The sequence below is a fragment of the Bordetella sputigena genome (assembly GCF_965137885.1).
Lineage (GTDB): Bacteria > Pseudomonadota > Gammaproteobacteria > Burkholderiales > Burkholderiaceae_B > Bordetella_C > Bordetella_C sputigena.
Window position 1 is genome coordinate 84,546 of sequence record NZ_CBCSCA010000007.1, and the last position, 16,225, is coordinate 100,770.

At 67.7% G+C, this 16,225-nt stretch carries 16 protein-coding genes; 10 read left to right on the forward strand and 6 right to left on the reverse strand.

The window, feature by feature from the left end:
• Positions 1-164: 164 nt before the first annotated feature.
• A complete protein-coding gene (locus ACNA0R_RS15070) occupies positions 165-596 on the forward strand; it encodes a VOC family protein (protein ID WP_415826837.1) in 432 nt (143 codons plus the stop codon).
• An 84-nt stretch (positions 597-680) separates the two neighbouring features.
• On the opposite strand, the gene ACNA0R_RS15075 is transcribed toward ACNA0R_RS15070, so the two are convergent.
• The 3 genes from ACNA0R_RS15075 to ACNA0R_RS15085 form a co-directional block, all read right to left on the reverse strand.
• Complete coding sequence (locus tag ACNA0R_RS15075; protein WP_415826838.1) at positions 681-1,841, reverse strand: HPP family protein; 1,161 nt, start codon at positions 1,839-1,841, stop codon at positions 681-683.
• Positions 1,842-1,957: 116 nt separating this feature from the next.
• Positions 1,958-2,998, reverse strand: coding sequence for a GlxA family transcriptional regulator (locus ACNA0R_RS15080; RefSeq protein ID WP_415826839.1), 1,041 nt, complete (start codon positions 2,996-2,998; stop codon positions 1,958-1,960).
• Positions 2,995-4,224, reverse strand: a complete 1,230-nt coding sequence (locus ACNA0R_RS15085; protein ID WP_415826840.1) for an MFS transporter — start codon at positions 4,222-4,224, stop codon at positions 2,995-2,997. The genes ACNA0R_RS15080 and ACNA0R_RS15085 overlap by 4 nt, the downstream gene beginning before the upstream one ends.
• A 235-nt stretch (positions 4,225-4,459) precedes the next feature.
• Here ACNA0R_RS15085 and ACNA0R_RS15090 point away from each other — a divergent pair, with 235 nt between their 5' ends.
• The 5 genes from ACNA0R_RS15090 (at position 4,460) to ACNA0R_RS15110 (ending at position 9,000) form a co-directional block, all read left to right on the forward strand.
• Positions 4,460-5,434, forward strand: coding sequence for a tripartite tricarboxylate transporter substrate binding protein (locus ACNA0R_RS15090; RefSeq protein ID WP_415826841.1), 975 nt, complete (start codon positions 4,460-4,462; stop codon positions 5,432-5,434).
• 124 nt (positions 5,435-5,558) lie between these two features.
• Positions 5,559-6,329, forward strand: coding sequence for a GntR family transcriptional regulator (locus ACNA0R_RS15095; protein ID WP_415826842.1), 771 nt, complete (start codon positions 5,559-5,561; stop codon positions 6,327-6,329).
• Positions 6,330-6,365: 36 nt separating this feature from the next.
• Positions 6,366-7,631, forward strand: coding sequence for a 3-isopropylmalate dehydratase large subunit (locus ACNA0R_RS15100; protein ID WP_415826843.1), 1,266 nt, complete (start codon positions 6,366-6,368; stop codon positions 7,629-7,631).
• Positions 7,628-8,140, forward strand: a complete 513-nt coding sequence (locus ACNA0R_RS15105; protein ID WP_415826844.1) for a LeuD/DmdB family oxidoreductase small subunit — start codon at positions 7,628-7,630, stop codon at positions 8,138-8,140. Before ACNA0R_RS15100 ends, ACNA0R_RS15105 begins: the two co-directional genes overlap by 4 nt.
• A complete protein-coding gene (locus tag ACNA0R_RS15110; protein ID WP_415826845.1) occupies positions 8,137-9,000 on the forward strand; it encodes an isocitrate lyase/PEP mutase family protein in 864 nt (287 codons plus the stop codon). Before ACNA0R_RS15105 ends, ACNA0R_RS15110 begins: the two co-directional genes overlap by 4 nt.
• 1 nt (position 9,001) lies before the next feature.
• Here the strand turns inward: ACNA0R_RS15110 and ACNA0R_RS15115 are convergent, their stop codons facing one another.
• Entirely contained in the window at positions 9,002-9,373 is a 372-nt protein-coding gene (locus ACNA0R_RS15115) for a DUF427 domain-containing protein (RefSeq protein WP_415826846.1), read from the reverse strand.
• Positions 9,374-9,703: 330 nt separating this feature from the next.
• On the opposite strand from ACNA0R_RS15115, the gene ACNA0R_RS15120 reads away from it, so the two are divergent.
• The gene (locus tag ACNA0R_RS15120) at positions 9,704-11,092 is read left to right on the forward strand and encodes an MFS transporter (protein ID WP_415826847.1); all 1,389 of its coding nucleotides are present in this window, start codon (positions 9,704-9,706) and stop codon (positions 11,090-11,092) included.
• 89 nt (positions 11,093-11,181) lie between these two features.
• Entirely contained in the window at positions 11,182-12,552 is a 1,371-nt protein-coding gene (locus tag ACNA0R_RS15125; RefSeq protein ID WP_415826848.1) for a hypothetical protein, read from the forward strand.
• Here the strand turns inward: ACNA0R_RS15125 and ACNA0R_RS15130 are convergent, their stop codons facing one another.
• Complete coding sequence (locus ACNA0R_RS15130; protein ID WP_415826849.1) at positions 12,553-13,503, reverse strand: DUF2242 domain-containing protein; 951 nt, start codon at positions 13,501-13,503, stop codon at positions 12,553-12,555.
• Between the two features lie 375 nt (positions 13,504-13,878).
• On the opposite strand from ACNA0R_RS15130, the gene ACNA0R_RS15135 reads away from it, so the two are divergent.
• Positions 13,879-15,069 (forward strand): GGDEF domain-containing protein, encoded by a 1,191-nt coding sequence (locus tag ACNA0R_RS15135; protein WP_415826850.1) that lies wholly within the window; start codon positions 13,879-13,881, stop codon positions 15,067-15,069.
• 45 nt (positions 15,070-15,114) lie between these two features.
• Here ACNA0R_RS15135 and ACNA0R_RS15140 read toward each other — a convergent pair whose 3' ends face one another.
• The gene (locus tag ACNA0R_RS15140) at positions 15,115-15,654 is read right to left on the reverse strand and encodes a DUF4142 domain-containing protein (RefSeq protein WP_415826851.1); all 540 of its coding nucleotides are present in this window, start codon (positions 15,652-15,654) and stop codon (positions 15,115-15,117) included.
• Positions 15,655-15,932: 278 nt separating this feature from the next.
• Here ACNA0R_RS15140 and ACNA0R_RS15145 point away from each other — a divergent pair, with 278 nt between their 5' ends.
• A complete protein-coding gene (locus ACNA0R_RS15145) occupies positions 15,933-16,133 on the forward strand; it encodes a DUF3606 domain-containing protein (protein ID WP_415826852.1) in 201 nt (66 codons plus the stop codon).
• Positions 16,134-16,225 lie beyond the last annotated feature (92 nt).

Consider the following 16,225-nt stretch of genomic DNA (forward strand, 5'->3'; position numbering starts at 1 on the left):
AATCGCGATGGCCACCGTGCCGGGCAGGCGCGGCGACCGACGAGCGGGCCGCTGCCATTGTATCTATTCGAATCATTCGAATGATTCGATTGACTTGCCCATGTCGCCGCGCCTACACTCGCCGCAGGCCATGCCGGCCGGCATGCGCCATCAGGAGGACTGACATGCCCAATCCCATCAAACACATCGCCTTCCGGGTGGAAGACCTGGACAAGGAAAGCGCGTTCTACGAGAACGTATTCGGCTACACCCACGTCAATACCGTGCGGCGCAAAGGCAAGCGCGGCGACCATATTTCCCGCCACCTGACCGATGGCTACATGGACCTGACGCTGATCCACTATGAATCGGCGGATGCGGACGAGGCGGAATTCGCCGGCCCGTCTCCATGCATCCACCATATCGGCATGGAGGTCGACGACCTGGACGCCTTCATCAAGGCGATCGAGAAAAACGGTGGGGAGATCCTGACCGAACCCGGCCATCTGCCGGTCAAGTTCCGCTCGCCCGGCGGACCGGTGGCGGAAGTGGTGCCGCGCAAGCGCTGGGAAAGCGAAACGCTGGCCGCCGGCGTGCACGGCGAAGTGCTGCAATAGCGGCGCCCGGGCCGTCGCCGATATGCGGCGACGGTCGCAGGACATGGCGAGCCCCCGGCGAATGCGGCATCCGTAGCCGCGCGGTCAGGCAGCCACGTCGAAGGAACGTCTTGCCTCGGGGGCGCCCGCCGCGGGAACGCCCGCCGCCAGGGCCAGCTGGTACAGCGCGTCGATCAGATGCGAAGGATAGATCACGCCCACCAGCCTCCGGGCCTCGTCCACCACCGGCACGCAGGCGATGCCCGAGGCCATCGGCTTGGCCAGCTCGATCGCCGGCATGGCGGGCGTGGCGAAGGCCACCTCCGATCGCATGCAATCGCGCACCATCAAGGTGGACGGCGCTTCACCCGGCGGCGGCGCCAGCTCCAGGCGCAGTCCGCGGGCGACGGCGTCCGCATGCGACAACAATCCCAGCAGGCGTCCTTCATCATCGACGACCGGCAGCGCCGCAAGCCGCCGCCGATCGAGCAGCCGCACCGCCCGGTCCAGCGACTCGTCGTCGCGCACCGCGACGGCATCGCGCGCCATGACCTGCCCGCAGGCCATCCCGCCGAAACGGCGCAGGCTGGCACGGCGTTCCGCCTCCAGCACAATGTCGGCCAGGTCTTCCCTGCTGATGTCCAGCAACTGGTCATGCGCGCGCAGGGCTTCGTCCAGGTCCGTGCCGGTGAAACCCAAGGGCGCGGCGCCGTTCAATGCGGCCGCCGCGGGCTGCGCGTGGCGGTGCGGGTAGTTGCGCTTGAGCACCCCATTGAAGACCACGGCGATGCACAGCAACACCGCCGAATTCAGCGCCACGGGATACAGCGCATAGGCATAGCCGAGCTGCGCGATGGACGGACCGCCCAGCACCGCGGTCAGCGCCACGGCGCCGCTGGGCGGATGCAGGCAGCGCAGCGAGAACATCACCGCGATGGCCGCGGCCGCGCCGCCAGCCGCGGCCAGCCCGGGCTCCGGAATCAGGCGCGCGAAAAATACGCCGACCAGCGCGGCGCTGACGTTGCCGGCCATCAAGGGCCAGGGCTGGGCCAGCGGGCTGGCGGGCGCCGCGAAGGCCAGCACGGCCGACGCGCCCATCGGCGCGATAAACCAGGGATTGGCCTCGCCCAGCGCATGGCGGGCGATCCACTCCGTGCACAACAGGCCCAGCAAGGCACCCACGGCGCCCAGGAATTTGTCGCGCGTGCTGGCGCCGATGGGCGCCGGCGCGAACACGCTAAGGCCTTGCTTGAACCAGCTCAACACGGTGTCTCCAGGCCGGCGCCCATCGATATGAGAAGAGCGCGGCGCGCCGGCGGCCGTGAAATTTATCACGCCGCCTTATAGCCGGTGGACATACCCTTATGCCGTCTCCGGCGCGGTCATGCATGCACAGGATGGTTCGGCGCGAAGCGCGCCCGGTACTGCTGCGGCGTGACACGCAGCCGGCGCAGGAACAGGCGGCGCAGATTCTGTTCGTTGCCATGGCCGGTATCGACGGCGATGCGCTTGAGCGGCGCGACGCTGCCCTCCAATGCCCTGCACGCGGCCTCGAAACGCATGCATTCCACCGTCTTCGCGGGCGTGCGGCCGACCGCCGCCACGTAGGCGCGGGCGAAGGTGCGCGGCGCCATGCCGGCCTGTTCGGCCAGGCGCTCCACACGCAGATCTTCATGCAGATGGGCCGCCATCCAGGCATGCAGGTCGGCGAACTGCGCCTGCCCGGACTCCTGCTGCGCCAGCAAAGGCACGCTGAACTGCGATTGCCCGCCCGGGCGCTTGATGAACATCACCATATCGCGCGCCGTGCCCAGCGCGATGCGATGGCCCAGGTCGTCCTCGATGAGGGCCAGCGTCAGGTCTATGCCCGCGGTCACCCCGGCCGACGTCCAGATCGTGTCCTGCTGGATGAAGATAGGCTCGGCATCGACCCGCAGACCCGGATACATGGCCTGCAGGCGGTCCGCCCAGCGCCAGTGCGTGGTCACGCGCAGGCCCTGCAGCAAGCCGGCTTCCGCCAGCAGGAAGGTCCCTGTGCAAACCGAGCACACCCGGCGCGCCTGCCCGGCCCGCCGCGCGATCCAGCGCGACAGGCCGGGTTCCGCCACCACCTGGCCATCGGGACTGCCGCCCGGCGCGATCAGGGTGTCTATCGCCCGGCCCTCCAGCGCCTCCAGCGGCTGCGTGGCGATCGCCACGCCGGCGCCGGTCAGGATCGCGCCGCCGCTTTCGGAGGCGACCACGACCTCGTAGGGCGGCACGCGCGGCTCGCCCGACGCCATGGCCTGCCGGTTCGCCGTTTCGAAGGCCTGCACCGGACCGCTGATGTCGAGCAGGTTGACGCCGCGATAGCTCAACATCACGACCAGGCGTCGCCGCGCGGGCAATGCCTCCTCGAATACGTCCAGGCTTGTACGCGTCATTGCATCCTCGGTGTATTCCAATGCCACCACAGGGTCATGGCGGCGGCCAGCGCTACGACCGGCAGCATAGCCGCGTTCAGCGCGAACCAGCCGAAGCGCTCCAGCACCGGCCCGGCCGCCAGGGTCGCGAGCGCCGTCGCGACATAGCGCAGCAGCTCCGCGCAGCCCTGCGTGGCGGCGCGCTCCGCCGGACGGTAGCTGCGCGCCAGCAAGGTCGTGCCGCCCACGAACATGAAATTCCAGCCCACGCCCAGCGCGAACAGCGAGACATAGAACGCGCCCAGGCTGGTCGAAGCCATGGCCGCCAGGGCGCTGGTCACGTTCAGCGCCATGCCCGCGTAGAGCACGGCCGCCAGTCCGAAGCGCGCGATCAGCGCGCCGGCGAAGAACGAGGGGGCATACATGCCCACCAGGTGCCATTGGATGATGCCGGCGCCCTGGTCCATCGTGTGCGAGCAAGCGACGGCAGCCAAGGGAGCGGCCGTCATCACGGCCATCATGGACACCGAGCCGACGACGTTATTGGCGATGGCCGCCACGAACACCGGCTGCCGCGCAATCTGGCCCAGCGGCCGCACCGGCGGGGCGCAAGCATCTACCCGCGGGTCTTTAGCGGCCGTGGCCTGAGCGGCGGCGTGCGGATCGAGGCCATCGCGGTAGGCCGCCCACAGGATCGCCGCCGAGGTGAAGCCCAGCAAGGCCACCATCAGATAAGCACCCGCGAACAGCACGGCGGGAAACAGATCCTTGGCCCAGTTCGCCAGCGCCGGACCCAGTATCGCCGCCACCACGCCGCCGGCCAGCACCAGCGAAATGGCGCGGCTCTTGAAGGCATCCTGGACGGCGTCGGCGGCCGCCAGGCGGTAGTACTGCGCGAATGCCTGGAACACGCCGACCGCCGCCGTGCCGGCGCAGAAGATCCAGAAATCGGCATGGAACACGGCCCACACCGACACCAGGCCGCCCACCCCGCAGGTCAGGGCGCCGAGCGCGAAACCCGCGCGCCGGCCCCAGCGCTGCAGCAGGAAAGAGGCGAACCAGGTCGTCACGGCGCCGGCCACCGTGATCAAGGCGAAGGGCAGGGTGGCCAGCGACTTGTCGGGCGCCAGCTGGTACCCGGTCAGTCCGGTCAGGGTCAGATCTATGGATATCGCGCAGGTGTACAAGCCCTGGCATAGCGCCAGGACGCGTGCATTGCGCCCGCCCGCGGTGGCCATCGTGGACATCGTCGATTCATTCCGTTCGCTTCCGGCGCCGGCATGGCGCCTGTGACGAACAAGACTATCGGCGCGGCGGCGCGCGCGCGGGACAACAAACCGTCAATTCCTGCCAATCCGCGCCTCCCCGCTGTGAACGCACAATCGAGCCGCCGGCCACCCCTGAGTTGCCCGCGCGCCCGGCGCGCGGTATGCTGGTTGTCTTCTTATCAATACAACCAGACAATAACCATAGGAGACAACCATGCGACCTTCCCGTCGTGCCCGCGCGTTCGCCTTCGCGGCACTTACCGCCATTCCCGCCCTTACCGCCATTCCCGCCTTCGCCCAGTCAACGCCGCCCATCAAGCTGGTCGTGGGAGCGCCCCCGGGGGGCACCACCGATACCGTCGCGCGCAGCATAGGCGCCACCATGGGCAAGGAGCTTGGCCGCACCGTGATCGTCGAAAACCGCCCCGGCGCCGGCGGCAACATTGCCGCGGACTACGTCGCCAAGAGCGCGGCCGACGGCAACACCTTGCTGGTCAGTTTCAATAGCTTTTCCATCAACGCCAGCCTGTACAAGAACCTGCCTTTCGACCCCCGCAAGGATTTCACGCCGATCAGCATGCTGGCCAGCGTTCCGAGCGTGCTGGTCGCCCGCAAGGACTTCCCCGCCGCCAACATGGCCGACCTGATCAAGCTGGCCAAGGCCAACCCGGGCAAGTACACCATGGCCTTGGGCGGCATCGGTTCATCGCTGCATATGGCGGGCGAACGCATGAAGATGATGGCGGGCCTGGACATCATCAACGTCCCCTACAAGGGCACGACGCCGGCGGTCACCGACCTGCTGGGCGGACAGGTGGACATGATGTTCGGCAGCACCCTGAACGTCATCCCGCACGTCAAGAGCGGCGCCTTGAAGGCGCTGGGCGTCAGCAGCGCCAAGCCGCTGGCGTCGCTGCCCGGCGTGCCGCCGATCGGCGATACCATCAAGGGCTTCGAATCCAACGCCTGGTTCGCGCTGTTCGGGCCGGCCAGGCTGCCGGCCGATACGCTGGCGAAACTGAACGATGCCGCGCGCAAGGCCGTGGCCGCCCCGGATTTCCGCCAGCTGCTGGAACGGGAATCCGCCACGGCCGTCAGCAGCACGCCGCAGGAGCTGGGCAAGTTCGTCAATGAAGACATCGACCGCTATGCGGAAGTCGTGAAATTCACCGGCGCGACGGTCGAATAAAGTCCGCCCCGCGCCACCGCGGCCAGCCAGGCGCGGCCGGCAAGGCGCGGCCGGCCAGGCGCGCCGATGATACCGACCGCCGCGCGCATGCTTCCATTGCACGCACGCATGAACCGAAGGACAAATGAACAGCCCCCTGCCGCTCTACCACAAGGTCTATCTGCTGCTGCGCCAGCGCCTGCTGGACGGCGTATACCAGGCCGACCAGCCGCTGCCCGGCGAGCACACCCTGGCCCAGGAATACGGCGTATCACGCCTGACCATGCGGCGCGCGCTCGACACCCTGGCCTCGGAAGGCCTGATCGCCCGGCGCCAGGGTCGCGGCACCTTCGCCCAGGCGCGGTCCGGGCTGTCGGCGCCCCAGCAGGGCGGCACCGTCGACGCACTGATGGCGCATCTGGCCCGCATGGGCATGAGCACGCAGGTCAAGCTGCTCGAAATGGCCGCCGAGGCCGCCCCGCCCGCCGTGGCCGCGCGCCTGGAAATCCCGCCCGGCGCCCTCGTCCATCGCTCCGTGCGCGTGCGCAGCCACCAGGGCGAGCCTTTCTCCTACCTGCGCACCTACGTGCCCGACGCCATCGGCCGCCGCATCTCGCGCAAGGCCCTGGGCAGCAAGCCACTGCTGCAGATCTTCGGCGAACTCGGCATACGCGTATCGGGCGCGGAGCAGGCCATCAGCGCGGTGCTGGCCGATCCGACGGAAGCCGAAGCGCTGGGCGTGCCGGTGGCTTCCGCGCTGCTGAACATCAGGCGTCTGGTGCGCGACGCCGACGGCAAGCCGGTGGAATACCTGGACGCCCGCTATCGACCCGACCGTTTCGAATATCGCCTCGATATGGCGGCCCACGAAACCGCCGGTACGCCGGTGTGGCTTCCGGCCGGCCCCGGCGCGTGATGACGCGTCGCCTGTCATGACATCGAAGAGACTCCCATGCCCGCCCAGACCTTGGCGCAGAAACTCCTAGCCGCCGCCAGCGGACGCCCCGCCGTCGCGGTCGGCGACATCGTCACCTGCCGTGTCGACCTGGCGATGTTCCACGACTCCAGCGGCCCGCGCCGCCTCAAGCCCATGCTGGAAGCGCTCGGCACGGGTATCTGGGACCGCGACAAGGTCGTGCTGGTCATGGACCACTACGTGCCCGAGGCCGACGACGAATCCCGCAAGATCGTCCGCATCGCCCGCGACTGGGCCGCGGAGCAGGCGCTACCGCATGTCTACGATTCCGTGGGCATCTGCCACGTGGTCGTGCCGGAACACGGCCACATCCGGCCCGGCATGCTGTGCGTGGGCGGCGATTCGCACTCGCCGACCGGCGGCGCCTTCGGCGCCTACATGTTCGGCGTGGGCAGCACCGAAATGCTGGGCGTCGTCGCCAGCGGCGAGATCTGGATCCAGGTCCCGCGGACACTGATGATGCAATGGGACGGCGCGCTGTCGCCCGGCGTCACGGCCAAGGACATGATGCTCCATATGATCGGCCGCTTCGGCATGAACGGCGGCCGCTATCAGGCGGTGGAGTTCCGCGGCGACGCCGTGCGCGCCCTGTCCATGCAGGAACGCATGACCCTGTCCAACATGTCGGCGGAGATCGGCTCGCAGGTCGGCCTGGTCGCGCCGGACGACAAAACCGCCGCCTATCTGGCGCAGGCGGGCGTGGCCGCGCCCGTCGACATCGCGCGCTGGCAGTCGGATGAGGACGCGCAAGCCGAACGATATCGCTTCGATGCATCGACGCTGGCGCCGCACGTCGCCGCGCCGCACAGCCCGGCCAACTCGCGTCCGATCGGCGAATACGAAGCCACGCCCATCCACGTCGCCTACATCGGCGCCTGTACCGGCGCCAAGCTGGAAGACCTGCGCGCCGCCGCCAGCGTGCTGCGCGGCAGGCAGCTCGCGCCGGGCCTGTCGCTGATGGTGGCGCCAGCCAGCCTGCGCGACCAGCGCCAGGCCGAACGCGAAGGCGTCATGGCCGCGCTGGTGGATGCGGGAGCGACCGTGCTGCCCAACTCCTGCGGCGCCTGTTCGGGCTATGGCGGCTCCATCCCGGAAGGCGTCAACGTCATCGCCACCACCGCGCGCAACTTCCAGGGCCGCATGGGCGCGCGCACCGCGCAGGTTTACCTGGCCTCCCCCTACACCGTGGCCGCGGCCGCCGTGGCGGGCCACCTCGTCGATCCCCGGGAGATGCTGCAATGACCACGCACCGCGTCTGGCGCCTCGGCGCCGACATCGACACCGACCAACTGGCGCCCGGCGCCTACATGAAGTTCGGTATCGACGACATCGCCCGTCATTGTCTGGAGCGCGTGCGGCCCGACTTCGCCGCCGCCGTCCGACCTGGCGACGTCATCGTCGCCGGTCCCAACTTCGGCATCGGTTCTTCGCGCGAGCAGGCGGCGTCGGCGCTGGTCGCGCTGGGCCTGCGCGCCGTCATCGCGCCCAGCTTCAGCGGCCTTTATTTCCGCAATGCCTACAACGTCGGGCTGCTGCTGCTGACCTGCCGCGGCGCCGAGGCCATCCAGGAAGGCGAAGCCGTCGCCATCGACCTGGATGCCTGCCGCATCGTGCGCGCCGACGGCTCGACCCTGGACTGCGAACCTATTCCCGATTTCCTGCGCGACATGGTGCGCGCCGGCGGCCTGCTGAATCTGCTGAAACGCCGGCTGGCCGACGGCACGCTGAAGCGCCACCCAATGAGGGCATGATGCCGAATACCCTGAAACAGAAACTCGCCGCCGGCCAGGCCGTTCTCGCCCCTGGCATCTACGACGCGCTGTCGGCCCTGATCGCCGAACAAGCCGGCTTCGATGCGCTCTACCTGTCGGGCGCCTCCATCGCCTACACGCGACTGGGCCGTTCCGACGTGGGCCTGACCACCTATACCGAAGTGGAACAGACCCTGGCTCGCATCACCGAACGCGTCGCCTGCCCCGTCATCGTCGACGGCGACACCGGCTTCGGCAATGCCCTGAACACCCAGCGCACGGTGCGCGGTTTCGAACGCGCCGGGGCCGCGATGATCCAGCTCGAAGACCAGGGCTTCCCCAAGCGTTGCGGCCACCTGAACGGCAAGAGCGTCGTACCGGCGGCGGAGATGTGCGGCAAGCTGCGCGCCGCGCTGGATGCGCGCCACCACGCCGATACCTTGATCCTGGCGCGCACCGACGCCGTCGCGGTGGAAGGCCTGGACGCGGCCCTGGACCGCGCCGGGCAGTATCTGGAATGCGGCGTCGACGCCATCTTCGTCGAAGCGCTGCGCACCGACGAACAGATGGAGGCCGCCTGCAAGCGCTTCGCCAAACGCGTGCCGCTGCTGGCCAATATGGTGGAAGGCGGGATGACGCCGGTCAAAAGCGCCGCGGAACTGGCCGCGAAGGGCTTTTCGATCGTTATCTTCCCCGGCGGCACCGCGCGCGCCGTGTCGCACATGCTGCAGCGCTATTACGGCAGCCTGCGCGAACACGGCACCACGGCGCCATGGCGCGATTCGATGCTGGACTTCGATCAGCTCAACGCGCTGATCGGCACGCCGGAACTGCTGGCGCTGGGCAAGAGGTACGAGTAGCTCAGTCCTGTTCCTCTATGGCGTCGACGCGATCCGGATAGAAAGCAAGATGGCCGGCGATCCGCGCCACCGCCGGATACGGGTGCTCATATGTCCACACCGCATTCGTCGCGCGCTCGCCGCCGTGCGGAATGCTGTAGTACGAGCAATCGCCCTTGTAGGGGCAATACGTGGCATGGTCGGTGCGTTCCAGGCTGGCCATGTCGACGTCCTTGCGCGGGATGTACTGCACCGCGGGGTAATTGGCCTCACGCAAGGTCAGCGCCTCGCGCGTGTCGGCGATCACGCGTCCCGCCAGCGATACCACCACGCGCCTCGGATTGTGCTCGATGACGATGGGATGATCGGGGCCGGGCGTTTTGACGGGCTTCATAGCGGTTTCTCCTTCGCGCCGAGCGCATAAAGGCAGGGCATATGCCACGCGTGCATGAGCCGCGGCGCGCCGCGGAGCTGCCCCGCAAGCGTAAAAGTTCTTGTAACGCCATCAGCCGGCGATTGGCCGTAATACCTGGGGCGTGACTCATGGGTGGCCGCGGAACCGCGAAACATACATTTTCATTTCACCGGCCGCGCGCTTGTCCATGCGGTTGCACCTGGATACGCTGTCGTACTTTTGCAGGGCGGTCCGGTTAACAAGCCCATCGATCGTAAGGCCAGACCAGGCCATCCTGCGGCAAATCCCACGATAACAACAGGAGAATCGATGGCGACATCCCAAGCCCTGCATCATCCATCGAAACACGTATTGAAGCGCGCCATCGCCGCGTCGGCGATCGGCAACGCCACCGAATGGTTCGACTACGGTATCTATGCCTACGGCGTGTCATACATCTCCGCCGCTTTCTTCCCGGGCAATGTGCAAGAGGCCACGCTGTTCGCGCTGGCCACCTTCGCGATCTCGTTCCTGATGCGGCCCTTCGGCGGCCTGTTCTGGGGCCCGCTCGGCGACCGTCTGGGACGCAAGGCGGTTCTGGCGCTGACCATCCTGTTGATGTCCGGCGCCACGGTGTGCATCGGCCTGATACCCTCGCATGAAACCATAGGCCTGTGGGCGCCGGCACTGCTGATCCTGCTGCGCATGGTGCAGGGCTTTTCCACCGGCGGCGAATACGGCGGCGCCGCGACCTTCATGGCGGAATACGCGCCCGACAATAAGCGCGGCTTCTGCGGCAGCTTTCTGGAGCTGGGCACGCTGGGCGGCTTTTCGCTGGGCGCGCTCTTGATGCTGGGCTTTTCCGTGGCGCTGGACGATGCGGCCATGCATGCCTGGGGCTGGCGCATTCCGTTTTTCATGGCGCTGCCCATGGGCATGGTCGGCATGTACCTGCGTTCGCGCCTGAAGGAAACACCGGTCTTCCGCGAAGCGGAAGAGACCCTGACCCCGCAAGCCGAGCAGCAGAAGGGCGGCGTCAAGGAGGTATGCACCGACTACAAGGGCCAGGTATTGTCGATGGCGGGACTGGTGGTCGCGCTGAATGTCGTCAACTACACGCTGCTCAGTTTCGCGCCTACTTACTTCGCCAACCAGCTGGGCCTGAGCACGCAGGAAGCGCTGATCGTGCCCATCATCGGCATGATATTCATGATGGTCTGCCTGCCCTTCATTGGCAGGCTATCGGACCGGATCGGCCGCAAGCCGGTATGGTGGGCATCGCTGATAGGCTTGTTCGTACTGGCAATACCCATGTTCCATCTGATGGCCGCGGGCCTGGCCGGCGCCGTTATCGGGTATGCGGTACTGGGCCTGTTCTATGTGCCGCAGCTGGCGACTATCTCGGCGACCTTCCCCGCCATGTTCCCCACCCATGTGCGCTTCGCCGGTTTCGCCATCGCGTACAACGTGTCGACGTCGCTGTTCGGCGGCACCGCGCCGGCGATCAACGATTGGTTGATCTCGCGTACCGGCAGCAACCTGGTGCCGGCGTACTACATGATGGGTGCCTGCGTCATCGGCGCCTGGGCGCTCCGGCACGTGGTCGAAACCGCCGGGCATTCGATACGGGGTTCGGAGATTCCCGGCACGCGGGCCTCGGTAGAGGAAGTGCAGGACCTGGACACGCAGGGCACGGCGCTTCGAATCCGTCCGAATTGACGCCCGCGGCCTGGGCAGGGGGCGAGGCGCCGCCTATCGTCACGGCGCCTCGCGCGCCGCCGCGCGCCCCTGCCTGCAAGGATATTCATATGCTGGTTTCCGGATCCACCGGTTCCTCGACCGACGCTATCGTGCCCACGGCGCCCCCGGGCGCGGTCGGTCCCCATCCACTGAACGCGACGCGCGACAAGCCCGATGCCGGCCGCGCGGCGGCGGCTTGCGCGCAGGCGCGCCGCGACGCGAACACCGCGCCAGCCAGGCAGGTCAAGCTGATCGCGGCGGGCCCGCACGAACATGTGGGAGACCGCAGGCAGGCGCAGGCCATCGCCGCGGAAACCATGCGCGCGCTTTACGAGGCGGGAATCCATGAACCTGGCGAGCTCTCTTGCGACACCGTGTCGATCGGCGGCCGCGATCCCGCCAGCGTGCGGCGCACCCTGTCCACCATGCTGGAGGCCTGGGTGGCGCGCATGGACGACGGCGAGTACCAACGCCTGATCTTCATCCTGGCCGGTTCGGATTATGGCCTGGCGCCGACACTGGGCGCCGTGCCGGTGGATGACGTCATCATGACGGCGTTCACCGGCCACAAACTGACCGCCGATATGAAGCATGCCCGGCGGCTGCCCGCGGTCGTGGCCTTGCCCGCGTCCGAAGTAACGGGCCCCGATCGCCATACGCTCGAAGACAAGAGCACGCTGGTGCTCACGCCGGGCGTGGCGCACGACATGAGCGCGGAATCCGTCGCCGCCGCCGCGCGCGACTATCAGGCCAAGGGCTACAAGCCCTTGCCGGCCATCGACGGCGACACGGTGACGATTCTGGTCGGCGGCGATGTTGTCGAACGCGACGAAGCCACGGATGTCCGCACCTTGCGCCGCCTGGCGCCGCGCGACGCGCGCCGGCAAGCCCGCCTGATCGCCGATATGGAGCTGGCGGGCCGCAAGCGTTGCCACTTTCTGATCGTCAGCAGTCCGCGCAGCGGAAAGTTCCTGGCCGATGGCTCCGAGGCATCGCCCAATCCGCACCGTACGCGGACGCGCGACGCCGTCACGCAGGCTTTCGAGGACACGCTGCGCGCTTATCCCGATGTGCGGGTGGATGTGTTCGACTTCCAGCACGACGAATCGCCGAGCGCCTACCGGCCGCTGCTGCATGCATACCGGCAGGCATCCGGTCCTACCGGCCGTATTCATGTGCCCGGCGATTCGGTATCGATGGTGAGCGAAGTCGCGTCCATGCTTCCCGGCGCCATGGTGATCGACGAAACGGCATCGATGGGCGACAGCCAAAGGCGCGCGGCGGATGCCATCGCGGCGGAAAGCGGGATCGCGGTGCTGCGGCGCGACGGCAGCATCGAAGCGGGCAAGGGCGCGCGCGCAACGCCACCCGTACCGGCCGCCCGGCGCATCGCCGATGCGATCGTGGCGCGGATCCGCGCCGCCACCATCGCAGCGTAGTTACTGGGCGGGGAGTTTGCCCGCGTCCGGGTCCTGGTCCTGGTCCCGGTCCGGCGGTGCGGCATCCGCCGGGGCGGGACTGCTGGCGCCATTGGCGGCCGGTGCGGGGCGGTCGGGGCTGCTGCCGGCTGGCGTCGTCCGGGCAGCGTCATTCGCGGCCGGCGTGGCCTGGGCAGCATCATTCGCGGCCGGCGCCTGGGCTGCGTCGGTTGCTCCCGACGCGCCGCCGCTGGCCGGCACGCCGGCGTCCTTTCGGGAAGATGCCGCATCCTTCCCCGCGGGCGCCGCGGGCGCCGCCGGCGTGGCCGGCCCGCTGGCGGCGGCCTGTGGCAGATAGCGCTGCACGAGATCGAAGAATCCCTCGTAGAAGCCGGGCGCGGATATGGTCTCGCTGCTCACCTTGGCCAGCGAATCGTCGTAGGAGCCGAAGGGCATCGACACCGAGCCCAGCACACTGAGTCCGACGCCCGCCGACGCGCTGGTCTTCTTGATGATGTAGCGGTCCTGCACCGCGTTCACGAACACGGTGGTATGAGGCGATGCCTGCTGATCCGATGTGCAGACCACATGAAAGGAAATCACCTGGTGCTGCTGATCGTCGTCCTTCACCTGGAAGTTCTTCTGGCCCTCCACACCGTCCTTCTGCGCCTTGCCTATGGTGTAGCCCTGGCTGAGCAGCGCGCGCCGCGCGGCCTCGCAGGTGGCCGCATCGCTCGCCGGAAAGGCGCGCGAATAGGTGTCCGTATCCCGGAAGGTTTCCGGGTAGGCCTGCTTGGCGCTAGTGGCGCAGCCGGCCAGGGCCGCGCATGCCAGGGCCAGGGCGGCCGCGGACCAGCCGGCCGGCGGCGACCGCAGGCTCCGCCAGGCCCCTGCGGGCCGCGCCCCGCTCATGTCCGGCGCGGGTGAACGATCGGCGTGGGTGTAGCGCTTAGGAGACAACCTGCGTGCCATGTTTTAAGCCTTGGGATGAACGCCCCCAGGGTAACTGGCATCCGTCCTATTCCTAGCCGGGGGCCCGTTTCAGATGTTTCGCGCAGTTAACCGCCCGGGGGCGGTGGCCGCGCCGGCGCACAAGGCGCCTCGGCCAGCATGTTCGGGCCACGATGCTCATCCACAAGGCCATAGCGCCGAACGCCACCAACATGCCGTCAAAAATTACGGCAGTGCAAATAATTACATTGTTTACGAGCAATAATAAGAAGTTGCCGATTTCCGGCCCGGGCACTTGCCCCGCTTCAAGCCTTGCACAGCGGCCCAGGCGTTTTCGCCACTTCGTCGGACTCACCCCGTCATGTGCCAACCCGCCGCATTGCCTCTACACCCCGGATGCACCTCGACCTTCTGACTCTTTATCTGCTCGCCGTGGGAACGCTCCTGGCAAGCGCCGGGATGATGTTCTGGGAGCACCGGGGCAATCCCGCTCGCGGCGACACGCTGCGGACCCTGGCCGCCGCCTTCGCGGTGATCGCGATCGGCTGCGCCGCCGCGCTGTTTCGCCGCGACCTGCCCGGCGTGGCCGGCTCGGCCATCAGCAACCTCGTCATCCTGGCTGGATATCTGCTCGTACTGGAAGGCGTCGCTTCATTGAGCGGCCGCCGCTACCGCATCACGTCGGCCGGCTTGTTGGCCGGCATGGCGCTGGTATGGCTGGCCGGCGGCACGCGCTGGCAGGACATCATATGGAATTACGTGAGCGCGCTGCCCATCGCCGCCGTCAGCGCAATGACGGCGTGGGAGATGCTGCGATGCCCCGCGATGAAGTCCCTGCCGTCGCGCTACATCGTCGCCGCCGTGGCGGGCATCCATGCCGTCGCCTACGCGGCCAGGGCGGTCGTCCTGCCATGGGTGGTGACCGACCATGGCCCGGCGATACAGTTGCTGGCCAGCAAGATCACGATGTACGAAGGCGTGCTGTATTCGGTTCTGCTGCCCATGAGCCTGCTGAAGCTCATCCGGGAGGAATCCCACAGCCTGCTGCTGCGCGAGTCGCGCACGGACTATCTGACGCGGCTGGGCAACCGCCGCTGGTTTTTCGAAGAAAGCGCGCGCATCGTCGCCAGCGGCGATAGTCAGGAGCCGCTTTCCATACTGGCATTCGACATGGATCACTTCAAGGCGATCAACGATCTGCATGGCCACCAGACCGGCGACGAAGTACTGAAGTTCTTCGCTGCGATCGCGCGCGGCGTGATGGGTCCGGACGTCATACTGGCGCGCATCGGCGGCGAGGAATTCGCCGCCTTGCTGGCGGGCAAGGATGCGTTGCGCGCGCAAGCCCTGGGTGAAGCCGTCGCGCGGCGTTTCGCGGAGACGATCTCCGACCGCATCACCACCTTGTGCATCCCGGCCACGGTCAGCATAGGGCTGGCGCGATGCGACCGCGATCCGCGCGGCCCTGGACAAGGCGGCGGCATAGGCCCCGCGCTGGCGGAGGCGCTCGCCGCCGCGGACCGCGCCCTGTATCGCGCGAAATCGCTGGGTGGCAATCGCCTGGAACTGGCCGAGGACGTCGTTTAGCCGGCATCGCGCGTGGCGGCCGCGGGCTTGCGCGCCGTCGCCGGCTTATTGCGACTTCTGCTGCTGGTTCAGCAGCTGCGCCATTTCCAGATGGTGGCGCAAAGCCGGCAGCATGCTTTGCGCGAAGCTGCGGATGTCCGCGTCGTCGGCGCTCTGGGCGGCGGTTTCGTATTGCTTGATGGTGGCTTCGTGCGCCGCCACGCCGATACGATCGACGTAGGCCTTGTCGAAGGCATTGCCGGAGAACAGGTTCAATCCTTTCAGTTCGGTAGCCTGTAGCACCGATGGCGCGGTGGGCGGGTTATAGCCCTTGCGCGTGGCCAGGGCGGTGAGCTTCTGGTTGGCGGCGGTATGGTCCTTGATCATCGCCTGCGCGAAAGCGCGCACCTCGGGGCTGCTGGCCTTGTCCAGCGCCATCTGGCTGCCCTGGATTTCCGCCTGGTTGCCTTGCGCGGCGTTTTCCAGGAAGGTCTGGTCGCTGCTGGACAGCATGGTCTGTCGACCGCCATTGTCGTGCATGGCGCAGCCGGCCAGGCCGGCGACGGCGACGAAGGAACACAGCAAAACAGCACGGTAGAGTTTCATGGTCTTTGGCTCCGGGATAGTCGGGTTCGAGCGCGCGAGTCAGCACGGGACATGCCAGCCGGCATGCTCGCAGGACGCGGGGCAGGCCGCGCCACGCGTGCTTGCCGGGACAATAAATGCTGGAATTTGAAGCGGTGGAAGGCCGGTACAGCGATTGCTGCCGGCGCTGTTCCGCATGTTTCCCATGCCTGGAGCATCAGCATGGTCGAAGAATCCGATGCCGCGCGCGCGTGGCCTTTGGCGCCTCTACAACACTATCCGCACACAGGAGAAACACCATGCCCGTCGAGTTGAGCTTGCGTGAGCCCGCCGATCGGACGCGCATCAATCCCGGCGATCCGCGCGAGTTCGCCTATTGGTGTGCCGCCTTGAATGTGGTGCCGGAACAGCTGCGCGCCGCGGTCGGCGTGGCCGGCGTGAAGACACGGGACGTGCGCCGCTATCTGGGACTGAGCCAGGCCGACGATGACGACAACTGACCCGGACAAGAACCGCGTTCCTGGCACGCCGGAAATCCCCGCGCCTTCGCCCGCGTCCACGCCGTCGCGGGGCCAGGTGTCCGCCGCGCCGC

Coding starts and splice junctions, on each gene's coding strand:
- ACNA0R_RS15070 (WP_415826837.1), top strand. CDS start 165: ATGCCCAATCCCATCAAACACATCGCCTTCCGGGTGGAAGACCTGGAC.
- ACNA0R_RS15080 (WP_415826839.1), bottom strand. CDS start 2,998: ATGACGCGTACAAGCCTGGACGTATTCGAGGAGGCATTGCCCGCGCGG.
- ACNA0R_RS15085 (WP_415826840.1), bottom strand. CDS start 4,224: ATGTCCACGATGGCCACCGCGGGCGGGCGCAATGCACGCGTCCTGGCG.
- ACNA0R_RS15090 (WP_415826841.1), top strand. CDS start 4,460: ATGCGACCTTCCCGTCGTGCCCGCGCGTTCGCCTTCGCGGCACTTACC.
- ACNA0R_RS15095 (WP_415826842.1), top strand. CDS start 5,559: ATGAACAGCCCCCTGCCGCTCTACCACAAGGTCTATCTGCTGCTGCGC.
- ACNA0R_RS15100 (WP_415826843.1), top strand. CDS start 6,366: ATGCCCGCCCAGACCTTGGCGCAGAAACTCCTAGCCGCCGCCAGCGGA.
- ACNA0R_RS15105 (WP_415826844.1), top strand. CDS start 7,628: ATGACCACGCACCGCGTCTGGCGCCTCGGCGCCGACATCGACACCGAC.
- ACNA0R_RS15110 (WP_415826845.1), top strand. CDS start 8,137: ATGATGCCGAATACCCTGAAACAGAAACTCGCCGCCGGCCAGGCCGTT.
- ACNA0R_RS15115 (WP_415826846.1), bottom strand. CDS start 9,373: ATGAAGCCCGTCAAAACGCCCGGCCCCGATCATCCCATCGTCATCGAG.
- ACNA0R_RS15120 (WP_415826847.1), top strand. CDS start 9,704: ATGGCGACATCCCAAGCCCTGCATCATCCATCGAAACACGTATTGAAG.
- ACNA0R_RS15125 (WP_415826848.1), top strand. CDS start 11,182: ATGCTGGTTTCCGGATCCACCGGTTCCTCGACCGACGCTATCGTGCCC.
- ACNA0R_RS15130 (WP_415826849.1), bottom strand. CDS start 13,503: ATGGCACGCAGGTTGTCTCCTAAGCGCTACACCCACGCCGATCGTTCA.
- ACNA0R_RS15135 (WP_415826850.1), top strand. CDS start 13,879: ATGCACCTCGACCTTCTGACTCTTTATCTGCTCGCCGTGGGAACGCTC.
- ACNA0R_RS15140 (WP_415826851.1), bottom strand. CDS start 15,654: ATGAAACTCTACCGTGCTGTTTTGCTGTGTTCCTTCGTCGCCGTCGCC.
- ACNA0R_RS15145 (WP_415826852.1), top strand. CDS start 15,933: ATGCCCGTCGAGTTGAGCTTGCGTGAGCCCGCCGATCGGACGCGCATC.